This is a genomic window from Zoogloea ramigera, from assembly GCF_006539865.1.
Lineage (GTDB): Bacteria > Pseudomonadota > Gammaproteobacteria > Burkholderiales > Rhodocyclaceae > Zoogloea > Zoogloea ramigera.
Map to the genome: position 1 here is coordinate 102,791 of NZ_BJNV01000010.1, position 23,902 is coordinate 126,692.

General features: G+C 67.8%; 21 protein-coding genes. 11 read left to right on the forward strand and 10 right to left on the reverse strand.

The window, feature by feature from the left end:
- Positions 1 to 85: 85 nt before the first annotated feature.
- The 3 genes from ettA to ZRA01_RS04615 form a co-directional block, all read right to left on the reverse strand.
- Positions 86 to 1,750 carry an energy-dependent translational throttle protein EttA gene (gene ettA / locus ZRA01_RS04605; protein ID WP_141349753.1) on the reverse strand — a complete coding sequence of 555 codons (1,665 nt, stop codon included), beginning with the start codon at positions 1,748 to 1,750 and terminating at the stop codon, positions 86 to 88.
- Positions 1,751 to 1,827: 77 nt separating this feature from the next.
- The gene (locus ZRA01_RS04610) at positions 1,828 to 2,565 is read right to left on the reverse strand and encodes an N-acyl amino acid synthase FeeM domain-containing protein (protein ID WP_141349755.1); all 738 of its coding nucleotides are present in this window, start codon (positions 2,563 to 2,565) and stop codon (positions 1,828 to 1,830) included.
- A gap of 128 nt (positions 2,566 to 2,693) precedes the next feature.
- Positions 2,694 to 4,418: an ABC transporter transmembrane domain-containing protein gene (locus tag ZRA01_RS04615; protein WP_141349757.1), complete on the reverse strand. Its 1,725-nt coding sequence runs from the start codon at positions 4,416 to 4,418 to the stop codon at positions 2,694 to 2,696.
- Positions 4,419 to 4,558: 140 nt separating this feature from the next.
- Between ZRA01_RS04615 and ZRA01_RS04620 the strand changes: the two genes are divergently transcribed.
- Together ZRA01_RS04620 and ZRA01_RS04625 are read left to right on the forward strand one after the other, a co-directional pair.
- Entirely contained in the window at positions 4,559 to 4,960 is a 402-nt protein-coding gene (locus ZRA01_RS04620; protein WP_218028647.1) for an MAPEG family protein, read from the forward strand.
- Between the two features lie 2 nt (positions 4,961 to 4,962).
- Complete coding sequence (locus ZRA01_RS04625) at positions 4,963 to 6,006, forward strand: extracellular catalytic domain type 2 short-chain-length polyhydroxyalkanoate depolymerase (protein WP_246093280.1); 1,044 nt, start codon at positions 4,963 to 4,965, stop codon at positions 6,004 to 6,006.
- A gap of 27 nt (positions 6,007 to 6,033) precedes the next feature.
- Here the strand turns inward: ZRA01_RS04625 and ZRA01_RS04630 are convergent, their stop codons facing one another.
- A complete protein-coding gene (locus ZRA01_RS04630; RefSeq protein WP_141349759.1) occupies positions 6,034 to 6,810 on the reverse strand; it encodes a ferredoxin--NADP reductase in 777 nt (258 codons plus the stop codon).
- Positions 6,811 to 6,916: 106 nt separating this feature from the next.
- Between ZRA01_RS04630 and ZRA01_RS04635 the strand changes: the two genes are divergently transcribed.
- Positions 6,917 to 7,843, forward strand: a complete 927-nt coding sequence (locus tag ZRA01_RS04635) for a LysR family transcriptional regulator (RefSeq protein WP_141349761.1) — start codon at positions 6,917 to 6,919, stop codon at positions 7,841 to 7,843.
- 478 nt (positions 7,844 to 8,321) lie between these two features.
- Complete coding sequence (locus tag ZRA01_RS04640) at positions 8,322 to 10,100, forward strand: M61 family metallopeptidase (protein ID WP_174851587.1); 1,779 nt, start codon at positions 8,322 to 8,324, stop codon at positions 10,098 to 10,100.
- On the opposite strand, the gene ZRA01_RS04645 is transcribed toward ZRA01_RS04640, so the two are convergent.
- From ZRA01_RS04645 to lexA, 4 genes are all read right to left on the reverse strand, one after another.
- Positions 10,097 to 11,458, reverse strand: coding sequence for an MATE family efflux transporter (locus tag ZRA01_RS04645; RefSeq protein WP_141349763.1), 1,362 nt, complete (start codon positions 11,456 to 11,458; stop codon positions 10,097 to 10,099). The two genes, ZRA01_RS04640 and ZRA01_RS04645, sit on opposite strands and share 4 nt — an antisense overlap.
- Before the next feature lie 50 nt (positions 11,459 to 11,508).
- Positions 11,509 to 12,960: a Y-family DNA polymerase gene (locus tag ZRA01_RS04650; protein WP_141349765.1), complete on the reverse strand. Its 1,452-nt coding sequence runs from the start codon at positions 12,958 to 12,960 to the stop codon at positions 11,509 to 11,511.
- Complete coding sequence (imuA, locus tag ZRA01_RS04655; protein ID WP_141349767.1) at positions 12,896 to 13,684, reverse strand: translesion DNA synthesis-associated protein ImuA; 789 nt, start codon at positions 13,682 to 13,684, stop codon at positions 12,896 to 12,898. The genes ZRA01_RS04650 and imuA overlap by 65 nt, the downstream gene beginning before the upstream one ends.
- Positions 13,685 to 13,913: 229 nt before the next feature.
- Positions 13,914 to 14,516: a transcriptional repressor LexA gene (lexA, locus tag ZRA01_RS04660; RefSeq protein ID WP_141349769.1), complete on the reverse strand. Its 603-nt coding sequence runs from the start codon at positions 14,514 to 14,516 to the stop codon at positions 13,914 to 13,916.
- A gap of 297 nt (positions 14,517 to 14,813) precedes the next feature.
- Here lexA and ZRA01_RS04665 point away from each other — a divergent pair, with 297 nt between their 5' ends.
- The 3 genes from ZRA01_RS04665 (at position 14,814) to ZRA01_RS04675 (ending at position 18,086) form a co-directional block, all read left to right on the forward strand.
- On the forward strand, positions 14,814 to 15,401 hold the full coding sequence (locus ZRA01_RS04665; RefSeq protein WP_141349771.1) for a peroxiredoxin: 588 nt from the start codon (positions 14,814 to 14,816) through the stop codon (positions 15,399 to 15,401).
- Positions 15,367 to 15,846: an FKBP-type peptidyl-prolyl cis-trans isomerase gene (locus ZRA01_RS04670; protein WP_141349773.1), complete on the forward strand. Its 480-nt coding sequence runs from the start codon at positions 15,367 to 15,369 to the stop codon at positions 15,844 to 15,846. The genes ZRA01_RS04665 and ZRA01_RS04670 overlap by 35 nt, the downstream gene beginning before the upstream one ends.
- 215 nt (positions 15,847 to 16,061) lie before the next feature.
- On the forward strand, positions 16,062 to 18,086 hold the full coding sequence (locus ZRA01_RS04675; protein WP_218028648.1) for an ABC transporter ATP-binding protein: 2,025 nt from the start codon (positions 16,062 to 16,064) through the stop codon (positions 18,084 to 18,086).
- A gap of 65 nt (positions 18,087 to 18,151) precedes the next feature.
- On the opposite strand, the gene ZRA01_RS04680 is transcribed toward ZRA01_RS04675, so the two are convergent.
- Positions 18,152 to 19,570, reverse strand: coding sequence for a transglycosylase SLT domain-containing protein (locus ZRA01_RS04680; RefSeq protein WP_141349775.1), 1,419 nt, complete (start codon positions 19,568 to 19,570; stop codon positions 18,152 to 18,154).
- Between the two features lie 262 nt (positions 19,571 to 19,832).
- Here ZRA01_RS04680 and ZRA01_RS04685 point away from each other — a divergent pair, with 262 nt between their 5' ends.
- Positions 19,833 to 20,792 carry a diguanylate cyclase gene (locus ZRA01_RS04685; RefSeq protein WP_141349777.1) on the forward strand — a complete coding sequence of 320 codons (960 nt, stop codon included), beginning with the start codon at positions 19,833 to 19,835 and terminating at the stop codon, positions 20,790 to 20,792.
- On the opposite strand, the gene gloB is transcribed toward ZRA01_RS04685, so the two are convergent.
- A complete protein-coding gene (gene gloB, locus ZRA01_RS04690) occupies positions 20,793 to 21,554 on the reverse strand; it encodes a hydroxyacylglutathione hydrolase (RefSeq protein ID WP_141349779.1) in 762 nt (253 codons plus the stop codon).
- A 58-nt stretch (positions 21,555 to 21,612) separates the two neighbouring features.
- On the opposite strand from gloB, the gene ZRA01_RS04695 reads away from it, so the two are divergent.
- The 3 genes from ZRA01_RS04695 to dnaQ are packed head-to-tail and all read left to right on the forward strand — an operon-like array spanning position 21,613 to position 23,565.
- On the forward strand, positions 21,613 to 22,386 hold the full coding sequence (locus tag ZRA01_RS04695; protein WP_141349781.1) for a class I SAM-dependent methyltransferase: 774 nt from the start codon (positions 21,613 to 21,615) through the stop codon (positions 22,384 to 22,386).
- Complete coding sequence (gene rnhA, locus ZRA01_RS04700; RefSeq protein WP_141349783.1) at positions 22,373 to 22,846, forward strand: ribonuclease HI; 474 nt, start codon at positions 22,373 to 22,375, stop codon at positions 22,844 to 22,846. The genes ZRA01_RS04695 and rnhA overlap by 14 nt, the downstream gene beginning before the upstream one ends.
- Positions 22,843 to 23,565, forward strand: a complete 723-nt coding sequence (gene dnaQ / locus ZRA01_RS04705) for a DNA polymerase III subunit epsilon (RefSeq protein ID WP_141349785.1) — start codon at positions 22,843 to 22,845, stop codon at positions 23,563 to 23,565. Before rnhA ends, dnaQ begins: the two co-directional genes overlap by 4 nt.
- Positions 23,566 to 23,902 lie beyond the last annotated feature (337 nt).

A 23,902-nucleotide genomic window follows, 5' to 3' on the forward strand; every position in this document is an offset into this window, starting at 1 on the left:
CGGGCGGGGCGATCGTGACTGAAATGAAAAGGCCCTCCGCGACTGCCGCCGGCGAAGGGCCCTGATTACATCGGCCTGCGCTTGTTCAGCGGGCGATGGGCTTGTAGCGGATACGCTTGGGCTTGGCGCCTTCGTCACCCAGGCGCTTCCGTTTGTCTTCCTCGTATTCCTGGTAGTTGCCGGCAAAGAAAGTCCATTGGGACTCGCCCTCGGCGGCCAGGATGTGCGTGCAGATGCGGTCGAGGAACCAGCGATCGTGGGAGATGATCAGCGCGCAGCCGGCAAATTCGAGCAGCGCGTCTTCGAGCGCCCGCAGGGTTTCCACATCGAGGTCGTTCGACGGTTCGTCGAGCAGCAGCACGTTGCCGCCGGCCATCAGGGTCTTGGCCAGGTGCAGGCGGCCGCGCTCGCCACCCGACAGGTTGCCCACCAGCTTCTGCTGGTCGCCGCCCTTGAAGTTGAAGCGGCCGATGTAGGCCCGGCTGGGGATCTCGGACTTGCCGATGGTGAGGATGTCGGCGCCGCCGGCGAGTTCGTCGAACACGGTCTTGCTGCCATCAAGGCAATCGCGGGACTGATCCACATACGCGATCTTGACCGTGGGCCCGATCACCACGTCACCCGAGTCGGGCTTGTCCTGGCCGGTGATCATCTTGAACAGCGTCGATTTACCGGCGCCGTTGGGGCCGATGATGCCAACGATGGCGCCCGGCGGGATGCTGAAATTGACCTTGTCCATCAGCAGCTTGTCGCCGAAGCCCTTGGTGACGTCGGTAAACTCGATGACCTTGTCGCCCAGGCGCTCGCCCACGGGGATGAAGATTTCCTGGGTCTCGTTGCGCTTCTGGTATTCGACGCTGGACATCTCCTCGTAGCGGGCCAGGCGCGCCTTGCTCTTGGCCTGGCGGGCCTTGGGGTTGGAGCGCACCCACTCGAGCTCCTGCTTCATCGCCTTCATGCGGGCGCCTTCCTGCTTGGCTTCCTGCTCGAGGCGGGCCTCTTTTTGCTCGAGCCAGCTGGAGTAGTTGCCCTTCCAGGGAATGCCCTGGCCGCGATCGAGTTCGAGGATCCACTCGGCGGCGTTGTCGAGGAAGTAACGGTCGTGGGTGACGGCCACCACGGTGCCCGGGAAGCGGCACAGGAACTGCTCGAGCCAGTCGACGGATTCGGCGTCGAGGTGGTTGGTGGGCTCGTCGAGCAGCAGCATGTCGGGGCGCGACAGGAGCAGCTTGCACAGCGCCACGCGGCGCTTCTCACCGCCAGACAGGGGGCCGATCTTGGCGTCCCAGGGGGGCAGACGCAGCGCGTCGGCGGCGATCTCGAGCTGGGTTTCGATATCGGCGCCGCTGGTGGCGATGATGTTCTCGTACTTCGCCTGCAGTTCGGCCAGCTTGTCGAAGTCGGCGTCGGGCTCGGCGTAAGCAGCGTAGACCTCCTCCAGCTTCTGCTTGGCCTCCATCACCTCGCCGAGGCCGGACTCGACCTCTTCGCGGACGGTCTTGTCAGCGTCGAGCCTGGGCTCCTGGGGCAGGTAGCCGATGGACATGTTGGGCTGCCACTGAACCTCGCCGTCGTATTCCTTCTCGACGCCGGCCATGATGCGCAGCACGGTGGACTTGCCGGCGCCGTTGAGGCCGAGCAGGCCGATCTTGGCGCCGGGGAAGAAGGACAGGGAGATGTCCTTGATGATCTGCCGCTTGGGCGGGACAACCTTGCTGACACGCAGCATGGACATGACGTATTGGGCCATGGAGTACTTTCCGGAGATGCAAAAATCGAAGGCGCAACTTTACCCCACTTGGCGCAGCCATGCGGGGGTGACAACCTTCAGCAGGTCAAAGGAGCGCGCGCCGCAGCGGCGCTTGCCGCGACGAGGGTGCCGAGAATGGAGTCCTGCGCCTCCCGCGACATGAAATAGGGGTAGAGGGTGCGCGCCTGGGGATCGGCGGAGCCGCCGAAACGGGCGATCTGGTCGTCCATGTGGCCGAGCTCGAGATGCATCAGCACCGCCGGCGCGTCCACCCGCGGGCAGATCCGTTCGCTGCCGATAATCCGGAAACCGAGCATGCGGCGGTAGAAGGGCGCATGGCGGGGGTGAACCTCGATGACCACGTCGGTGGCCCGGTGGAGCAGGCGGCCGTGGATGTACACCAGATGGAGCAGGGCGCCTAGCACCTCCCGGGAATTATGCTGGGTGTCCATGGCCAGCCGGGTCAGCTCGCACAGGCGGGCACCCTGCTTGCGCAGCACGGCGATCTCTTCGGGATAGAGGGTCTCGGCGAGAATGCCCGCGTCGCCGTCGAGCCCGAGGGTCACCGTGCCGAAGACATCACCTTTCTCGGAGGCCAGCAGAGTGATCCGATCCGGGCGGTCGGTATGAACGGCACTCTCCACGAGGTTGAGGCCCCGCCAGCTGTACATCCGCTCGATGAGCAGTCGCAAGGCCTGCTTGTGGCGCAGCGGGTCCGCGCTCTCGACCGTGTAGCTGGAACGGATGTGCGCCCCGCCGACAGGGTCTGTCGGAGTGGCCAGCAGTGGCACGGGGAGGGCGCGTTGTTTATTCATTGCGCCTATTCTGAGGCGCCTCACCCTTTATGGCCGTGCGAAGGAAATCACACCCGCCCGTGCTTCCTGCCAAAGCCGGCGCATTTCGCGCTGCATCGAGGAACTACTTGGCACCAGAAGTGCCCGATTCAGGCAGCAAACTGAAGGCGGGCGAGCCTTGCGTAGAGCCCGTCGGCGGCGACCAGCTCGTGGTGTTGCCCCTGCTGGACGACCCGCCCGCCGTCGAGCACCACGATGCGGTCGGCCCGCTGCACGGTGGCCAGGCGGTGGGCGATGACGAGGGTGGTGCGCTGGCGCATCAGGCCCTCCAGGGCTGTCTGCACCATCCGCTCGCTCTCTGCGTCGAGGGCCGAGGTGGCCTCGTCGAGCAGCAGCACCGGCCGGTCGGCCAGAATCGCCCGGGCGATCGCGATGCGCTGGCGCTGGCCGCCCGACAGCCGCACGCCCCTCTCGCCCAGGTCGGTGTCGTAGCCCTCGGGCAGGCGCTCGATGAACTCGTCGGCGAAGGCCGCCACGCAGGCTGCGCGCACCTCGGCCAGGCTCGCATCGGGGCGGGCATAGCGCACGTTCTCGGCCACGCTGCCGGCAAAGATCACCGCCTCCTGGGAGACCAGCGCCATGCGCCCGCGCAGGGCCAGCGGGTCGGCCTCGGTGAGGGGCAGGCCGTCCATCCGGATCACCCCAGCCTCCGGGTCGTAGAAGCGCAGCAGGAGCTGAAAGACCGTGCTCTTGCCGGCGCCGGACGGCCCCACCAGGGCCACCGTTTCACCTGGTGCCACATGCAGGTCGAAGTCGGCCAGCGCCGCCGTGTCGGGGCGGGCCGGGTAGCGGAAGCTCACCCGCTCGAAGCTGATCGCCCCGCGCGCCGGTTCGGGCAGCGGCATGGCCCGTGCCGGCGCCTGAATGGCAGGGCGGGTGTTGAGGATCTCCAGCAACCTTTCGGTGGCCCCGGTGGCCCGCTGCAGATCGCCCCAGACCTCCGACAGCGCGCCCACGCTGCCGGCAACGATGGCCGCGTAGAAGACGAAGGCCGACAGTTGGCCGGCGGACAGCTCGCCCGCCAGCACGTCATGCCCACCGACCCACAGGATGAAGGCGATCGCCCCGAACACAAGCACCAGCACGCAGGCCACCAGCAGCGCCCGGTTGGCCACCCGCTGGCGGGCGGTGGCGAAGCTCTGCTCGACCAGCTCGCCGAAGGCCTGCCGGTCGGCCACCTCATGGCCGTAGGCCTGGACGATGCGGATCTCGTGGATCGTCTCGTCGATGCGCTCGCCAAGCGCCGCGACGCGCGCCTGGCTGGCCCGGGCGAGCGCCCGCACCCGTCGGCCGAAGATGATGATCGGCGCCACCACCAGGGGCACGCCGCCTACCGTCAGCAGGCTGAGCTTGAGGCTGGTGGTGAACAGCATCACCAGCCCCCCCACCAGCAGCAGCGCGTTGCGCAGGGCGATCGACAGACTGGAGCCGATCACGTTCTCGATCTGGGTGGTGTCGGCGGTGAGGCGGGTGATCACCTCGCCGGTGCGGCCGGCCTCGAACCACGACGGCGGCAGCGTGAGCAGGTGGTCGAAGACCCGCCGCCGCAGGTCGGCCGTGACCCGCTCGCCCAGCCACGACACGTTGTAGAAGCGGACGTAGGTGGCCAGCGCGAGCACCAGGATCACCCCGACCATCGCCGCCAGCGAGCGGTCCAGCCAGGCCGGATCGCCTGCCGAGAAGCCCTGGTCGATGACGGTGCGCAGCCCCTGGCCGACCGCCAGCATGGCCGTCGCGGCCACCACCAGGGCCACAAGGGCGAGGATCACGCGGCGGCGGTAGGGCGCCAGGAGTTCGACGAGAAGACGGAGCATGGAATCCGGCAGGGCCGGTCGCGGGCTGGATGAGCGCCCGATTTTACGGTGACTTGGCCTGCATCCCGGCACAAGGTGGGCTGAAAGGCCGTGTTGCCCGGTAAGCTATGGTCTTTAGTCCGATGAAAGCCTCATGCGCCATGTTGTCCACGCTTCCCCTCACCGCCGGGGTTACCCTGTTGATCGTCCTGCTCATGTTCGGCACCGCCTTCGCGGTGGGCAAGGGACGCCACCGCTACGGCATCGAGGCGCCGGCGGTGAGCGGCCACCCGGCCTTCGAGCGCCTCTACCGGGTGCAGATGAACACCCTCGAATGGGCCGTGATGACCTTGCCCTGCCTGTGGATCTGCGCGGCCTACGTGAATGACGCCGTCGCGGCGGGCCTGGGTGGCGTGTGGCTGGCGGGGCGCGTCGGGTATGCCGTCGCCTACGCGCGGGAGCCGGCCCTGCGAGCGAAGGGCTTCACGGTGGGCGCGCTGGCCTTCGGCGCCCTGGGGCTTGCCGCCGGCGGCGGCGTGCTTTGGAACTTGCTGGGGTACTGACGATGAAGATCAAAACGCTGATTGTGCTGGCCACGCTGGGCGGCGCTTTGCCGGGCCAGGCCGCGCAGCCCCTGCCCGGGCTGGGCGCCGACGGGGCTGGCCTGACGGTCTCGGGCATCTCGTCCGGCGGCTACATGGCGGTACAGTTCCAGGTGGCCTTTTCGAAGCAGGTGCGCGGCGCCGGCATCATCGCCGCCGGCCCCTACGACTGCGCCGAAGGCAGCAGCATCCGCGCGCTGGCCCACTGCATGTCGCCCTCGGCCTGGGCGCCGCCGCCCAAGCCCGACGAGATCCGGCCGCGCATTGAATCCCGCGCCCGTCTGGGCCTCATCGACCCGCCCGAAGGCCTCGCCGACGACCAGGTGTGGATGCTGGGCGGCGGGGCCGACCGCACCGTCGAACCGCCGGTGATGGATGCGCTGGAGGCCTTCTACCGCCAGTGGGTGCCGGCCGATGCGCTGCGCCGGGTGAGCCTGCCCGACGCCGGCCACGCGATGATCTCGGTGGCCGACGGCAAACCCAACGCCTGCAACACCTCCGAGCCGCCGTACATCAACCGCTGTGGCGATTTCGACGCGCCCGGCGAGCTGCTCCGCCACCTGCTGGGCAAGCTCGAAGCCGCTCGGGCGCCCGAGCCGGCCTCGCTCCAGGCCTTCGACCAGCGCCCCTTCATCAGCGGGCTGCCGGCCGACGTCAGCATGGCGGAGCAGGGCTTCGTCTATGTGCCGTCGGCTTGCCGGGCCGGCGGCTGCCGGGTGCATGTGGCCTTCCACGGCTGCCAGCAGAGTGAGGACAAGATCGGCCGGCGCTTCGTGGAAGGCGCCGGCTACAACCCCTGGGCCGAAGCCAACCGGCTGATCGTGCTGTACCCGCAGACCATCGCCAGAAACGGCTGGGCGGCCGGCTCCTACCGCTGGGTGCTCAACCCCAAGGGCTGCTGGGACTGGTGGGGCTACAGTTCGGTCGACTACGCCACCCGGAACGGGCCGCAGATGGCCGCAGTGCACAAGATGGTGGACCGCCTGCAGGAGAAGCCCGGGAAATAACGTGCGTCTCCTGCGTAGGTGGGCGCCTTACTTTTCGACGAAGGCCCGCTCGATCACGTAATCCCCCGGCGCACCGATGTGGGGCGAGATCTTGAAGCCGCGAGCATCCAGCATCCTGCAGCAATCGTCGAGCATGGCCGGGCTGCCGCAGATCATCGCCCGGTCCACCGCCGGGTCGAGGGGCGGCAGGCCGATGTCCTCGAAGAGCTTGCCGCTCTCCACAAGGTCGGTGACGCGGCCCTGGTTGCGGAAGGGCTCGCGGGTCACGGTGGGGTAGTAGATGAGCTGCTCACGCACCTGTTCGCCGAAAAACTCGTTTTGCGGCAGCGCCTCTTCGATGAACGCGCTGTAGGCCAGTTCGGAGACGTAGCGCACGCCATGCAGCAGCACCACCTTCTCGAAACGCTCGTAGGTTTCCGGGTCCTGGATGACGCTCATGAAGGGCGCCAGGCCCGTGCCGGTGGAAAACAGGTAAAGGTTGCGCCCCGGCAGCAGGTCGTGGAGCACCAGGGTGCCGGTGGGCTTCTTGCTCACGACGATCGGGTCGCCCGGCTGCAGGTGCTGCAGGCGCGACGTGAGCGGGCCATCCGGCACCTTGATGCTGAAGAACTCCAGGTGCTCCTCGTAATTGGGGCTGGCGATGCTGTAGGCGCGGGTCAGCGGCCGGCCTTCCACCTCGAGGCCGATCATCACGAACTGGCCGTTCTCGAAGCGCAGCCCCGCGTCGCGGGTCACCTTGAAACTGAACAGGGAATCGTTCCAGTGGCGGACATCGATGACGGTCTGGGTACTCAGCTTGCTCATGGTCGGGCCTTGAAGAATGAACTTGATGGCACGATTGTAGGGTGGCAATAAATCCATAAAATGGATTGTATTAATATATCTATTCTATAAATCAGATATAAAACCGATGCGATACACCCTGCGCCAGCTGGAAATCTTCATCGCCGTCGCCCGCCACGAGAGCGTTTCCCGCGCCGCCGACGCACTGGCCCTGTCCCAGTCGGCAACCAGCACCGCCCTGGGCGAGCTGGAGCGCCAGTTCGACACCCAGCTCTTCGATCGCATCGGCAAGGCCCTGCGCCTCAACGAGCTCGGCCACGTGGTGCTGCCCCACGCGGTGCAGCTGGTCGAACACGCCCGCGAGATCGAATCGATGCTGGCTCGCCAGACCGACTTCGGCCCGCTGCAGATCGGCGCCACCCTGACGGTGGGCAACTACCTGGCCACGCTGATCGCCGCCGATTTCCTGCGCCGCCACCCGAGCGCCCGGGTGGGCCTGTCGGTGCATAACTCGGCCACCATCATGCACCAGCTGCTCCACTATGAACTCGACCTGGGCCTGATCGAGGGCACCTGCCGCCACCCCGACCTCCTCGTCGAACCGTGGGTGGAGGACGAGCTGGTGGTGTTCTGCGCGCCGGGGCACCCGCTGGCCCACGGTCGGCCGGTGGAGCTGGTCGAGCTGGCCGCCCAGGACTGGATCCTGCGGGAGGCCGGCTCCGGCACCCGCGAGACCTTCGACCAGGCCCTGCGCCACTTCAGCGGAGAGCTGCGGGTGCGGCTCGAGCTGGAGCACACCGAGGCGATCAAGCGGGCCGTCGAGAGTGGCCTCGGCATCGGCTGCATCTCCCGGCTCGCGCTGCGTGAGGCATTTCGGCGGGGCAGCCTGACGGCCGTCGAGACACCCGGGCTGGACCTGCGGCGGCAGTTCCAGTTCGTCACCCACCGGCGCAAGCACGTCACCGCCGGCATGCGCGAGTTCATCACCCTGTGCCGCCAGATGACGGCTGGCGCGGCGCGCAGTGATCTGATCGAACTGCCCTTCATCCCCTGAGCTGTGCACAAGCCCCCAACAACCCACACCCGGCGTGGGCAAGGCTGTGGAAAAGCTGTGCGGGGCGCTGTCATGTAACGGACACAAAAGGGTTTTTTCGGGCTGCCTAAAAATAGAGCAATGCTCTTTAAAGCGCGTGGCGAATAGCTTTTAACTATGCACACAGAACCGGGGATAAACTGTGGATAAGCTGTTGACGGAAGTCATAACAGCCTGATTTTTAAAAAAAACAGCTCGCCGCCTCAAAATGGTGCAGTGCACTCCAGGCTGGTGCTACCCTGGTTTTCTCCCCAATGAACGTGGGCAAGGGTGTGGAAAAACTGTGGGAGTAGCAGGCAAGGCCTTAAAGCGTAAGGCTTTTATCGCACTGCACAAAAATGAGGCAGTGGCTGCGTGTCACAGTGCAGTTAAAATCGTGGCCCGCCGCTCCTGCACTCCGACAACCCCTTCCTTGCCATCCTCTTTTCCGGCCATTGTCATGATCACTCCCGTCCTCTACACGATCCAGGCCGTGCAGCCGGCCGCGCACCTGTTCGAAGTCAGCCTGAGGCTCGCCGAGCCCGATCCGGCCGGGCAGGTGTTCAGCTTGCCGGCGTGGATTCCCGGCAGCTACATGATCCGCGAGTTCGCCCGCAACATCGTCAGCCTGTCGGCCGAGGCGGGGGGCAAGGCCGTCCCGGCCACCAAGCTCGACAAGCACAGCTGGCGCTTGCCGGCCGGCATCCAGGGGCCGGTGACCCTGCGCTACACCGTGTATGCGTGGGACCTCTCGGTGCGCAGCGCCCACCTCGACCAGACCCACGGCTTCTTCAACGGGACCAGCGTCTTCCTGGCCGCCCACGGCCATGAAGACGCGCCCCACCGGGTGGACATCCGCCCGCCCAAGGGCCTGGAAGACGCCCGCTGGCGCGTCGCCACCAGCCTGCCGGAAGCTGTGGGCGAGAAGGGCGCCGCCGAGCGCTACGGCTTCGGGCTTTACCGGGCCGACAGCTACGACGACCTGATCGACCACCCCGTCGAGATGGGTACCTTCACGCTGGGCGAGTTCGAAGCCTGCGGCGTGCCCCACGCAGTGGCCATCACCGGCCGCCACGATTGCGACATGGGCCGCCTGCTGGCCGACCTGAAGCCGGTGTGCGAACGGCAGATCCGCCTCTTTGGCGAGCCCGCGCCGATGAGCCGCTACGTCTTCCTCACCACGGCCGTCGGCGACGGCTACGGCGGCCTGGAACACCGGGCGTCCACCGCGTTGCTGTGCAGCCGCGCCGACCTGCCCCACGTGGGCATGGACGAAGCCACCGACGGCTATCGCCAGTTCCTCGGCCTGTGTAGCCACGAATACTTCCACACCTGGAACGTCAAGCGCATCAAGCCGGCCGCCTTCGTGCCCTACCGCTTGGCCGAGGAGAACTACACTCGGCTGCTGTGGGCCTTCGAGGGCTTCACCTCTTACTACGACGACCTGATGCTGGTACGCAGCCAGCGCATCGGGCTCGACGACTACCTCAAGCTGCTGGCCAAGACGATCACCCAGGTGCACAAGGGCAGCGGCCGGCACAAACAAAGCGTCGCCGAATCGTCCTTCGAGGCGTGGACCAAGTATTACCGCCAGGACGAGAACAGCCCCAACGCGATCGTCAGCTACTACACCAAGGGCGCGCTGGTCGCGCTGCTCCTCGACCTGCGCCTGCGCGCCGAGAGCCACGGCGCCCGCAGCCTCGACACCCTGATGCAGGCCCTGTGGCAGCGCCACGGGCAGACCGGCATCGGGGTGGCGGAGGACGGCATCTTCGCGCTGGCCGCAGAGCTCGGCGGCGAGGCGCTGGCGGGCTGGCTACAAGAGCTGGTCGAAGTCACCGCCGAGCTGCCCCTCGAGCAGGCGCTGCGCCGTGTGGGCCTCAAACTGGCCTGGGAGCTGGCCAGTCCGGCGCCCGGCATCGGCGTGCGGACGGTGGCGGAAGGCGAGATGTTGAAGATCGCCAACGTCTTCGACGGCGGCGCGGCCCAGGCGGCGGGGCTGTCGGCGGGGGACGTGCTGGTGGCGATCGACGGCCTCAAGGCCACCGCCGGCAGCTTCGACAAACTGCTGGCCCGGCGGCTGGCCGGCGACAGCGCCAAGATCCATGTGTTCCGGCGTGACGAGCTGATGCGCTTCGAAGTCGAGCTGCGCGCCCCGCTTGCCGATACAGCCAAGCTGGCCGTCGACCCGGACGCCAGAGCCAACGCGATCGCCCTGCGCGAGGCCTGGCTGGCCTAGCCGGCCGGCGGGGCCGTTGCCCGCGACACCACCTGCAGGTAGGCCCCGAACAGCACCGAGGCCACCACGGTGCTCGCCACCGCAGCCTGCCAGAAACCTGCGACGCCCTGGGGCGGCAACGCCCCCAGGCCATGGAAGGCCAGCCCGTAGCCGCCCGCCAGGCCGATCCCCCAGAAGCAGAAGGTGTGCACCAGCATCGGCCCGAAGGTGATCTTGTAACCCCGCAGGGCGTGGGCCGCGACGGTCTGGACGGCGTCGAAAAACTGATACAGGCAGATGTAGACCACCAGTGACACGGCCAGGCCGAGCACCGCGGGGTCGGCGGTGTAGGCCGCCAGAATGGGCTCGCGGAACAGCCACACGGCGATGCTGACCAGCGTGGACAAACCCGTTGCCAGCCCGATTCCAACCTTGGCCGCATGCCGCGCCCCGCGGCCATCCCGCGCGCCGACGGCGCGGCCGACCAGCACCAGGGTGGCGATCGCGATGGCCAGCGGCAGCATGTAGATCAGGGCCGACAGGTTGCCGACGATGCGGTGTCCGGCCACCACGTCGGCGCCGAGCCCCGCCACCAGCAGGGCGATCAGCGTGAAGGCGGTGATCTCGACGAAGCTCGAGAAACCCATCGGCAAGCCCAGGCGCAGCAGCTCGCCGATCGCCCGAGCCCGCGGCGGCTGCCAGCGGGAGAACAGCCGGTAGGGCGCATAGGCCGGCTCCCGCAGCACATGCACCAGGGCCGCCACCAGCGACAGCCAGGCGATGCAGGCACTGGACACCGCGCAGCCAACGCCGCCCATGGCTGCGCTGCCCAGGTGGCCGTTGATCAGCACCCACGAGAGCGGGATATGCACCGCCGTGGCGGCCAGGCTGATGAACATCAGCACCCGGGTGCGCCCCAGCGCGTTGGTGAAGGCGTAGAAGGTGCGGTACAGCAGCACCGCCGGCAGCCCCCAGGCGATGGTGCCGAGGTAGTCGCGGGCGCGGGACTCGACGCCTGGGCTCATGTGGCTGAGCTGCATCAGCCAGTCGGGGTGGCGCAAGAACAGCACCGCCGGCAACGCCAGCCCCAGGGCCAGCCAGAAGCCCTGCTGCACCGAGGGGCCGATCTCGTCGCGGCGCCCGGCGCCCACGTGGTGGGCCACCGTCGGCGCCACCGCCTGCAGGATGCCGACCATCAGCATGACCACCGAGATGTAGATGCCGCTGGCCACCGCGACGGCAGCCAGGTCTTCGGTGCCGTAGCGCCCGGCGAGCACGGTGTCGCTGAGCATCTGGGTCATCGACGAAAGCTGGGCGATCAATACCGGCCAGGCCAGCTCGACGATGCGACGGGTGAGGGAGGAGGATTTGGTGCGCATGGGTTGATCAGTTTAGCCCGTCGGGACGGCAGCCCGCGGGCGATGGGCGGTCAGGCGAAATAACCATGGAGAAACCAGCCGTGGGGTGCCCGGCGCTCCCGGAAGACCCACACCAGGCTGTGGTCCGGGCGGCGGGCGACGAAGTAGTCACGACAGACGTCGGCCGCCTCGCCGTCCCACCAGCCGGACTCAATGCGCTCGGGCCCGGCGAGCAGCGCATCTGGCGCAGGCTGGGAGATCGGGCGGGGCAGGGCCAGCAACCACAGCGGGCGCGGGGGCGGGGCAGGGCGGCCGGCCTGGGCTCGGGGTGGGTTCTGCAGGGGCACATGGTGACGCCAGGCTTGTTCGGGGCGGTGGTCGGAGTGCACAGCCAGGCAGCGCACCGAGCCGTCGCCGAGCCGGGCCTTGAGGGTGGCGAGCAGCAAGCCCGGGTCGGCAGGCCGGGTGCCGTCACCGTCAAAGAGATCGGCACCGGGCGGGGCCAGGGGCTGAGGAGCGTCTGCCTCCAGGCGCAAAGCCTCGACGGGCGCAACGAGGGGCAGGCGGGACAGATGCTCGCGGGCCAGCAACTGGCAGCGGGCCATGTCGCGGCACAGGGCGCCCAGGATGATCTCGATGCGGGTTTCGGCCTCGTGCTTGTTGCGCTCGTGTTCGAGCACCAGGGTGAAGGCTTCAAGCCCGCCGTGACGGGCTTCGAGCCAGCCCGACAGCCCACCCAACAGACGGCGCAGGCCGAACAGCAGGCTCTCCACCTGATCGGTGGGGGCGGGCAGGGGCAGACGGCCGGTGTAGCGCTCCGGCGGGGCAAACCAGGGGCGAGGGTCGGGCGTCTGGCCACAGGCCCGATCGAGCAGGTCGATGACCTGCCGGGCCTGACGCCGGGCCAGGCCACTCCGGGGCAGGCGGCGTACGTCACCCAGACAGGCCGCCCCCACGCCGGAAAGGAGCTCAAGGGTGGCGGCATCGAGCCCGCCACCATCGGCCAATGCGGCGAGGGGCAGGGCATCGATGGCGGCCAGCAGCGCCGGGCCTTCACAGACCTGGCTGCCGGGCGCAAAGCGGGCCAGCCAGCAGGCGGCGAGGGGCGTGGGCGCAAAGGCAAGGCGCCCATCGAAACCGAGCTCGCCGAGACCACCGAGAATGGCCTCACACAGGGGCGGCACGCCCCCGAAGAGACGCAGGCTGGCCTGGACTTCCAGCAGCACGGCGGAGGAGTCGAGGCTGATGGAGGGGGTGAAACGCGCCGCCCAGCTGGCGACTTCGACCAGGGCGGCGCGCTCGAGGCCAGGGTCGCGGTCGACAAGCAGCAGCGCGGGGGCTAGGGCCAGAGCGCCGGCGCGGCCCAGCCCCGGCTCCACGCCGCACGCCACTGCCGCCGGACACGCCCCCACCACCCGCTGCCGGGGCCGGGGGCCGAGGACGGCCAGCGGCGCGCTGTCACTGCGCCCCCGGGTGAATACCTGCAGGGCCAGGTCGGGAAGGTAGAGGGCGCACCAGAGCATGAACGGAAGCCAGGCCGGCACGGGAACCCGGCCGGGGAGAGAGCACAACAGGTGCCGACCGAGGGCCTGACGACTGCAAACCAGCGGCCGCGAGCCCGGGCAGTTGGATGGCGATGGGATCGGTCAGCGGGGGGCCACGACGCTTGAGGATGCGCACCTCCACCCCGCCCGGGAGAGCCGCGAGGGCCAGCCTCAGCGCGGCCGGCGAAGGCTGGCGGGCAAGGCTATCGGGGCGCAGCAGGACGAGGGGCGTGGTGTTTTCTTCGGCAGCCAGCTGTAGGCGACGCAGGGCGCCCATGTCGGCATCTGCAAGCCACAGCAGAACGACGTCGCAGGAGCCCGAAGCCAGGGCCTGGCGGGCCGCCCAGCGGGCGTGGGCAGGGCTGGCCGCCTCGACGAGGAGCAGACGCTCGAGCGGCACCCCGGCGGCGGCCAGGGCCGGCGCGTAGAGCGGCTCAGGCGGCGCGATGCAGACCGCCCAGCGCTGGGGGCCGACACGGGCCAGCAGGGGCAGCAGCAGGCTGAGCTCGCCGACCCCGGGGTGGGGCAGGAGGAGTTCGGTGAGGGCTCCCCGAGGCCAGCCACCGCCCGGCAGCACTGCGTCCAGTGGGGGGTGACCGGTAGGCAGGCCAGGGGCTGCCGGCGCAGCCAGCCGGTCGCCACGCCAGACCAGGCTGTCGAGCCGGGCGGTGGGGTCGTGGGCAATGGAGGCAGGAGCTGACATGGCGGGAAAGGGTAAAGGCGCAAGCCAGAGGGCAAAGATGAGCCCGGACCGACCTTCGGGCTCTCAAGGAAACGCAGGGCCACCCCACGTTTCCTTACCCCTGTGGGGAGGCGGGCAGACCGGCCCGTTCAGTTTGGTTGGCGCTTGGGTGTTCGAGCCCGTCTCTGAGTACAGAACGCACGGCCGCCGTGCTGGTATTCCCGAAGCCCGAACGCTTACGCGCCCCGGCTCAGAGGGATTCGCTGCGGATCAAGCCGACGGCGAGCCCTTCGATCTCGAGGGATGCGCTGCGGGTGTCCACGACGATGGTCTGGAAGTCCGGGTTGGCGGCCTGCAGTTCGACGATGGGGCCCTTGCGCTGCAGCCGCTTGACGGTGACATCATCTTCGACACGGGCAACCACCACCTGGCCGTTACGGACTTCACTGGTACGGTGCACTGCGAGCAGGTCGCCGTCGAGGATGCCCGCGTCGCGCATGCTCATGCCGCGGACCTTGAGGAGATAATCGGCGCGGGGAGAGAACAGCCCCGGATCGACCTGATAGCGGCCCTGCACGTGCTCGGCCGCAAGGATCGGGCTGCCGGCAGCAACCCGCCCGATCAGGGGCAAGCCGAGGGCCTCCATGAGGCGGATGCCCCGCGCCCGGCCTTCTTCGAGGGTGATGGCGCCTTTGGCAGCCAGGGCACGCAGGTGGGTTTCGGCGGCATTGGGGGAGCGAAAACCAAAGGCGGTACAGATTTCAGCCCGGGTGGGCGGGCGCCCTTCCAGCTCGACGGTGTCGCGGATGAGCTGAAGGATTTCCTGCTGGCGGGGGGTGAGATTGTCGGCCATGATGCGCTCCTGTTAATAGTATGTATTTTTATACAGTTTTGCCCAGGAGGCAAGGTGGTGGATGCTCACAAACCTGAAAAGGCCGTCCGTGACAAACCGCAAAAATAAATGCCGAAATGCTTGAGCCTCGGTGAGCGGTGGTCTATCCATTCATAGACATGCCTTGTTACGCTTGAGCGTGTGAGCAGCGGATGCACCAGACAATAAGAGCACGACAAAAAACGCTTACCCGTCGAACCGCCAGAACAGCCGTGCGCCATGAGCAGGTGCCCGGCGCCCCCGAGGAGGAGATCTTCCATGCTTGTCAGCCCCCAGCACGCTTCAGGTAGAGTTATCAAACCGGCTCGGTTAGAATCTTCGACCGTACCAGCGGCCCTGTGCGAAGGCCAGCCCGCTCCGCTCTTTTCCCTGCCCGATGCCGACATGGAAATGTTCGATCTGGCCTCGGTGCTGGGTTCCCATCATGTGGTCCTGTATTTCTACCCCCGTGACAACACCCCCGGCTGCACCCGTCAGGCCATCGATTTCAGCGACCACGACGCCGACTTCGCGAAGGAAAAGTGCATCGTGATCGGCATCAGCCCCGACGATTGCCTGACCCACGCCGACTTCCGCGACGAGCACGGCCTGTCGGTCGAACTGCTCGCCGACGAAGAGGGCGAGGTGTGCAAGCTGTACGGAGTGTGGCAGTCGGAGACGCGCGATGGGGTCATGAAGCGCGGCGTGCGCCGCTCGACCTTCATCATTTCGTCCGACGGAGTGCTGAGGCATGTGCTGCACGATGTCACCCCGCGGGGCCACGCGGCAGAGGTCTTTCAGCTGGTAAAGCAACTCAACTCAAGGAAACTAAATGGAAATCGCCAAAAACACGGTCGTCACGCTTAACTACACGGTCAAGGACCCGGACGGCAACGTCATCGACGACGGCCACCACCCCCTGGTGTATCTGCATGGCGGTTACGACGGCATCTTCACGGTGATCGAGGAAGCGCTGCACGGCAAGAAGACCGGCGACAGCCTGCAGGTGAAGCTGCTGCCCGAAGATGCCTTTGGCGAGTTCGACGAAGAGCTGGTGCTGGTGGAAGACGCCTCCCTGTTCCCCGACAACATCGAGGTCGGCATGTCCTTCGAGCGCGTCGGCGAAGACGGCGAGGAAGAGATGATCTACCGCATCACCGACATCGCCGACGGCAAGGTGGTGGTTGATGGCAATCACCCCCTGGCGGGCACCGCGCTGATCTTCGACATGACCGTGCAGAGCGTGCGCGCGGCCAGCGCCGAAGAAATCGGCCACGGCCACGTGCACGGTGAAGGTGGTCATCACCACTGAGGCATGCAGGCCGGCCCAAGAAGCCGGCCCCCCGCCTTGACCGGAACGGACCGCCCTGACGGTCCGTTTTCTTTGGGCCCGGTTCGGCCCCTTGTTTTAAAACCGGAAACGGCAGCCGACAGCTTGAATCAGCCTGAAAAACCGCAGGGGCAACAGCGTTTTTCCCTGTTCTGGCTGTCGAGGCTCGAATCTGCGGTAAAGCAGCTCTCATCGCGATGAACCGACTGGAAATGGACACTCCGCCGCCGCTGCTCAGGGTCGACAACCTGCAAGTGGAACTGGGGGCGCCGGCCCGGCCCGTGCGCCCCGTGGATGGCGTCAGCTTCACGCTGCCCGCCGGGCAGACCCTGGCCCTGGTGGGCGAATCGGGCTGCGGCAAGTCGATGACCGCCCTGGCGTGCATGCGCCTGCTCCCCGCCGGAGGGCGGATCGCCGCCGGCAGCGTGCACCTGGGCAGCGCGGCCCTCCACGCCCTGCCCGAGACGCGCATGCGCGACATCCGCGGCAACCACCTGGCGATGATCTTCCAGGAGCCGGCGACCAGCCTCAACCCGGTCATGACCGTGGGCGACCAGATCGGCGAGGTGCTGGTCCGCCACCGGGGGCTGCACGGCCAGCCGGCCTGGGACGAGGCCGAGCGCCTGCTCGCGGCGGTGGGCATCCCCGACCCCCGGCGGCGCCTCTCCGAATATCCCTTCCAGCTCTCCGGAGGCATGAAGCAGCGGGTGATGATCGCCATCGCCCTGGCTGGCGACCCCCAGGTGCTGATCGCCGACGAGCCCACCACGGCCCTCGACGTGACGATCCAGGCCCAGGTCCTCGACCTGCTGGCCGAACTCCAGGCCCGCCGCGGCATGGGCATGCTGCTGATCACCCACGACCTGGGCGTGGTGGCGCGCATGGCCCACCAGGTGGGCGTGATGTACGCGGGCGAGCTGGTGGAGACCGGCGCCCGGGAGGCTTTTTTCGCCGAGCCCCTGCACCCCTATTCGCGCAAGCTGTTTGCCGCGCTGCCCACCGCCGCCCAGCGCGGCCGCGCCCTGGACACCCTGTCGGGGCAGGTGCCGCGCCTGGGCGAGAAGCGCAGCGGCTGCCGCTTTGCCGATCGCTGCCCCCAGGTGCATGAACGCTGCCGCAGCACCGAGCCCGCCATGCACACCGTCGGCCCCCGCCAGGTGCGCTGCCATCTCTACGACCCGGCCACGGGCGCCCAGGAGTGGGCGGAGCCGCCACGGCCCGCCGCCGAAGCGCCGGAGCAGGCCCCCGCGCTTTCGGGCAAGGCCCTCGACGTCGAGGCCCTGGAGGTGCACTTCCCGGTCCGCAAGGGGCTGTTCCGCCGCGTCGTCGGCCATGTGAAAGCCGTTGACGGCGTATCGCTGCAGGTGCCCGCCGGGCAGACCCTGGCCCTGGTCGGTGAATCCGGCTGCGGCAAGACCACCGCCGGCAAGGCCCTGCTGCAGCTGGTGCCTGCCAGCGGCGGGCGGGCCCGCTACGGCGGGCAGGAGCTGCTGGAGCTGAGCCCACGCGAATGGCAGCCCCTGCGGCGGGAGCTCCAGATGATCTTCCAGGACCCGTTCAGCTCCCTCAACCCGCGCATGCGGGTCGGCGAGATCCTGGAAGAGGGGATGCTCGCCCTGGGGGTCGAGCCAGACGCCGGCGCCCGCTCGGCCCGGATCGACGCGCTGCTCGCCCGGGTGGGCCTCGACCCCGCCATGCGTGACCGCTTCCCCCACGAGTTCTCCGGCGGGCAGCGCCAGCGCATCGCCATCGCCCGCGCGCTGGCCGTCTCCCCCAGCCTGATCGTCTGCGACGAGCCGACCAGCGCCCTCGACGTGTCGGTGCAGGCACAGATCCTCAACCTGCTTCGCGAGTTGCAGGCCGAGTACGGGCTGTCCTACCTCTTCATCACCCACAACCTGGCGGTGGTGGACTACCTGGCCCACCATGTGGCGGTGATGTACCTGGGCCGGATCGTCGAGCGGGGCAGGGCGGAGGAAGTCCTCGGCAACCCGCGCCACCCCTACACCCGCATGCTGCTGGCCGCCGTGCCGCGCCTTGACGCCGCCAGCCGCACTACCGACGGCCTCACCCGGGGCGACATGCCCTCGCCACTCAACCCGCCGCCCGGCTGCCATTTTCACCCCCGCTGCAGCGAGGCGGCCGAGCGCTGCCGCACAGACTATCCCGAGGAGCGCTGGATCTCGGAAACCCGCGTGGTCCGCTGCCATCTGGTGAACTGAGGGTAGGCTGGCAGATCCGTCAACCCAAAGCAATGAGCGCCCGGAGGCGCTCATTGCGGGGTAGATCAGCGCTGCTTCTTTGCCGGCGCCGCTGGTTTGGCCGGTGCAGGCCTGGCCGTTGCCCTGGGCTCGGGCCGGGCAGCTGCTGTGGCTTTCCCTCGGGCTGCCGGCGGGGCGTCTGCCTTGCCCTTGCCACGACCGCTGCTGGCCGCGGGTGCGGCGCTCACCGGCACCTTACGCTCGATGACCACCGTCCGGCCGCTCTTGCCCCGCACCGTGGTGCGCTGGATCAGGGCCCGCGGCGGCGGCGGCTCGACGGCACCCGGCTGGGGCCGATTCGGAAGGAGGTTGGAGAGGGTGATGCGGTCGCCCTCGCTTTCGGAGGGGACGATCAGCGTGTAACCGGTACCGATCCGCGCCCGCGGCGACAGCCCATTCACCTGACGCAGGCGGCTGGCTGAAATGCCCAGCCGGTCGGCCACACCTTCAAGCGCTTCGCCCTCGCGCAGCTCGTATGTCTTCCAGCTGGCGCTGGCCGGGTCGTGCCGCTGCAGGTTGACCAGGAAGGCCTCGACCTTGTCGGCCGGGATCACCAGCGACATGGAACCGTTGCTGGGCAGCACCGGGCGCTTGTAGCCCGGGTTGAGGGCCAGGATCTCATCCACCGAGGTTTCGGAAAGCCGCGCCGCCGTGGCCAGATCAAGCGCGACCCGGCTCTCGACAGTGACGAAGTAGGGCCGGTTGGGAATGCGGGGCAGAGTGAGGCCGAAGAGTTCGGGCTGCGCGACGATGTTTTTAAGCGCCTGCAGCTTGGGCACGTAATAACGCGTCTCGCCCGGCATGTTGAGGTGCTGGTATTCGGTGGGCAGGCCTGCCGCGCGGTTCTTGGCCACAGCCCGGCCCACCGCGCCTTCACCCCAGTTGTAGGACGCGAGGGCCAGATGCCAGTCGCCGTGCATCTCGTAGATGGTCTGCAGGTAGTCGAGGGCCGCGTTGGTGGAGGCGATCACGTCGCGCCGCTCATCCACCCACCAGTTCTGCTCGAGCTTGTAGCTTTTGCCGGTGGACGGGATGAACTGCCACAGGCCGGAGGCCTGGGCCGACGACAAGGCCATCGGGTTGAAGGCGCTCTCCACCATCGGCAGCAGGGCGAGCTCGGTGGGCATGCCGCGCCGCTCGAGCTCGTCGACGATGTGGTAGAGGTAACGCTGGCCGCGGGTGAAAATCTGGCGCAGGGCCCCGGGGCGGTTGATGTAGTAGATCTGCCGGTCGGTGACGAGGTCGGTGTTGAGGTCCGGCATCGAGAAACCCCGCCGGATGCGCTCCCACAGATCGTCGGGCTCGGTGGTGAGGTCGATGGTGGGCACCCGGACGTGCTGCTCACGGATCTCGAAGACCACCTGGGGCGCCTGAGCCTCGGGCGCGACATCAAGGGTGCTTGCCTGGACGAGCCCGGGAAATGCCTCATCGGGGCCGTCTGCCATCAGTGGCCCAGCCCCCAGAAGCGACAGGAGCAGCGCGATAACTCTCGGAAACATCGGGTTTTGTCGCGCAATAAGCAAAAACGTGATTTTATCCGCCCTGCGCAGGAGGGGTCAAACCTGCTTCCATGCGTCAAACGTCCTTCAGCATCGCGTCGGGCGTTACGTTTACCTGCCGGAATCCGCTACAGTACGGCCCCTGAAGCAGGGCCAGCGCGGCCTTGCCAGACATCCGCCGTCCATTCACCACCGAGCCGAGACCGCTTTGAAAGCACTGTTGATCGAGGACACCCTGACGAGTGCCACCCTGGTGTCCCATCAGTTACGCAAGATCGGCATCGAACCCGTCCTGGCCCGGGACGGCGAAAAAGGGATCGAGCTCTTCAAGAAAGAGCACCCGGACCTCATCCTCCTCGACATCATCATGCCGGGCCTGGACGGTTTCGAGGTCGCGCGGCGCATCCGCCAGCTCGAACAGGCGGGCGAATGGACCCCGATCATCTTCCTGACGGCACGCACCAGCGACGAGGACCTCGAGAAGGCCATCGCGGTCGGTGGTGACGACTACCTCATCAAGCCGGTGTCCGAGATCGTGCTGGCGGCAAAAGTCCGCGCCATGCAGCGCATCGCCCAGATGCGCCACGCACTGCTGATCCTGACCCGCAAGCTCGACGACGCCAACCAGGAACTCACCCGTCTATCGTCGCTGGATGGTCTCACCGGCATTCCCAACCGGCGGCAGTTCGACGAAACCCTGCTCCGTGAATGGCGCCGCGCCTGCCGCCAGGGCAAGCCCCTGTCGATGCTGCTGTGCGACGTGGATAGTTTCAAGCAGTTCAACGACGCTTACGGCCATCAGGTGGGCGACGAATGCCTCAAGGCGGTGGCACGCTGCCTGCAGGCCACCCTGCGCCGCCCGGCCGACCTGGTGGCCCGCTACGGCGGCGAGGAGTTTGCGGTGATCCTGCCCGACACCGACCTGGGCGGAGCGTTGCTGGTGGCGGAGGCCATGCGCGCCGCGATCGAGGGCTTGCGCATCACCCACCGGCACGCCGGGCCGGCCACCGGAGTCGTGACTATCAGCGCAGGCGTGGCAACCATGGTGCCCGCCCGTGGCCACACCGACTCAGCCGTGCTCATCCGGCAGGCCGACGAAGCGCTCTACCGGGCCAAGGATGGTGGACGCAATCGCATCGCGTCCACAACCCTGCGGCCACTCAATTAATCAGAAACTGTTTTTCCATTCCCGCACGGCCGCGAACACCTCGACCGGCGAGCCCAGCGGGCGGCCGGCCCGGGCTTCGGCCTGGCGGGCGACCGCCGCCTCGTGGCTGCGCAGGAAGGGGTTGGTGAGGAGCTCGCCCGACAGCAGAAACGGCACGGTGGGCTTTTGCGCGGCCCGTATCGCCTCACAATGGGCGATACGCTCGGCGATGGCGGGGTTGCCCGGCTCGACGGCAGCCGCAAAGGCCAGGTTGGACAGGGTGTATTCGTGGGTGCAATACACCTGGGTGTCACCGGGCAGGGACGCCAGCTTTTGCAGGGAATCGAACATCTGCGCCGGCGTACCTTCGAAGAGCCGGCCGCAGCCCGCCGCAAAAAGGGTGTCGCCGCAGAACAGCGCCGGCGCCGCGTAGTAACCCACATGGCCCGCGGTGTGGCCAGGGATGTCGAGCACCCGCAGGCTGAGGCCGAGGGCCGGGACCGACACCTCGTCACCTTCGCCCACCGGGTGGGTCAGGCCCGGGATCGTCTCCAGGGCCGGGCCATACACCGGCACCGCAGCATGCTCGAGAAGCGCCAACACCCCGCCCACGTGGTCGGGGTGGTGATGGGTGACGAGGATGGCGGCCAGGCTCAGCCCCTCGTCGGCCAGGTAACGAAGGACGGGAGCGGCATCGCCCGGGTCAACCACGACAGCGTGGGGCCCGACGCGCAGCAGCCAGATATAGTTATCGCGAAACGCGGGAAGAGGGATAATCTGCATCCTTGAATTGTAGCGCCATCCTGCCCGCCAGGCAGCCGTTCGCCCTTCGTCCCTGCCGATGACCCAGCCTGAATCCTTCCCCGGCCTGCACGCCTGGTTCGACACGCCGCTGGGGCGCTACGTGACAGCCTGGGAAACAGCCCGCTTCGATGCGCTGGTGGCCGACATCTTCGGCTACAACGCGCTGCAGCTCGGCGCGCCGGAGTTCGACTTCCTGCGGGCCAACCGCATGCCCTTCCGCTTCACGGCCGGCAGCGGCCGGGTGCAGGTCGAGACCGACTACACCGCGCTGCCCTTTGCCGCCGCCAGCATCGACCTGGTGGTGCTGCCCCACGTGCTCGAGTTCGCCAGCAACCCGCACCAGGTGCTGCGCGAAGTCGAGCGGGTGCTGGTGCCCGAGGGGCAGGTGGTGATTGCCGGCTTCAACCCGCTGAGCCTCTTCGGCCTGCGGCGACGGCTGGCCGGCGAGGCGACAGGCTACCCGTGGCACGGGCAATATCTGTCCCTGCGGCGCCTGAAAGACTGGCTGGCGCTGCTCGGCTTCGAAACCGGGCTGCACGCCTCGGGCTGCTTCGCACCGGCGGTGGATCAGGAACAATGGCTGCACCGCCTCACCTGGCTGGACTGCGCCGGCGAGCGCTGGTGGCCGATAGGCGGGGGCGTTTACATCATCCAGGCGATCAAGCGGGTGCATGGCATGCGCCTGATCATGCCCAAGTGGGACCGCCGGGCCGCCGGCCGGGCGCTAGCCCCACTCATACAGAAAGCGGGTGGCCCCACCAAGGGGTGCTCGCAGAAATCGACCGACGAGAGAAACAGTGGACGAGATTGACATCTATACCGACGGAGCCTGCTCCGGCAACCCCGGCCCGGGCGGCTGGGGCGCGATCCTGCGGGCTGGGCCCCACGAGAAGGAACTGTGGGGCGGCGAACCCGCCACCACCAACAACCGCATGGAACTGCTGGCGGTGATCCGCGCCCTCGCGGCCCTCAAGCGCCCGGTGACGGCGCGCGTGCATACCGACTCCCAGTATGTCCAGAAAGGCATCTCCGAGTGGATCCACGGCTGGAAGGCCCGGGGCTGGAAGACCGCCTCGAAGGCGCCGGTCAAGAATGAAGACCTGTGGCGCGCCCTCGACGCCGAGGCGTCGCGCCACCAGATCAAGTGGCTGTGGGTGCGTGGCCACGCCGGCCACGTGGAAAACGAAAGGGCCGACGCCCTGGCCCGCCGCGGCGTGGAGGCCGTGCGCAAGACCGGCAAGCTCGTCGAAGCAGGAGAAAGCAAGGCATGAGACAGATCGTTCTGGATACCGAAACCACCGGTCTCGACTGGAAGACGGGCGATAGGCTGATCGAGATTGCCGGCGTCGAGATCATCGACCGCAAGCTCACCGGCCGCCACTACCACGTCTATGTGAACCCCCAGCGGGACATCGACGCGGGCGCGGTGGCGGTGCACGGCATCACCCTCGACTTTCTCGCCGACAAACCGCTCTTCAAGGACGTGGCCGATGAGTTTTCGGCCTTCGTCGCCGGCAGCGAGCTGGTGATCCACAACGCCGCCTTCGACGTCGGCTTTCTGAACAACGAGCTGGGCATGCTCGGCAAGCCGGTGCTCACGGCGATCTGCCCGAGCGTGATCGACACCCTCAAGCTCGCCAAGGAACAGAACCCGGGCAAGAAGGCGTCCCTCAACGCCCTGTGCTCGTTCTACGATATCGACAACACCCACCGCACCCTGCACGGCGCGCTGCTCGACGCCGAGCTGCTGGCCGACGTGTACCTGGCCATGACCCGCGGCCAGGAGAGCCTGATCATGGCCCTCGACGAGCCGGCGCCCCAGCTAGACGATACCGACGGCGGCACCACGCTGACCGAGCGCCCCCCGCTGCGCGTGCTGCGGGCCAGCGCCGAGGAAATCGAAGGCCACGACAAGGTGCTCGGCGAGATCGCCAAGGCCAACAAGGGGCATTGCCTGTGGCTGCCGCCGGAGCCAGCCCCGGCAGCCTGAACGGTCAAGCGGCACGCGGACGCAGGCAGCAGAATCCTGCCTGCGCTACCGCGCTGTGCAGCTGACTGCATGCAGTATCGCAATCGTCCCTGACTATCGCGACACGGATTGAGCGCTTGCTTATGAAAACTCAACGAAACCGATGAATTCGAGGACGTACTCGCGGGGGTCGGCCTTGAACAGGATCGCAGCGACTGTCTACCGGGCCTCATTCTGCTGCCGGGCCCGGGCTTCGGGGCGGGCGCCGCTGGCAGCACCGAAGCCCCACTCGGCGAGGAGCGCCATGCGGCCAGCAGGGGGAAGCCCAGCCAGATCTTCCAGTGCTTACTGCTCGGCA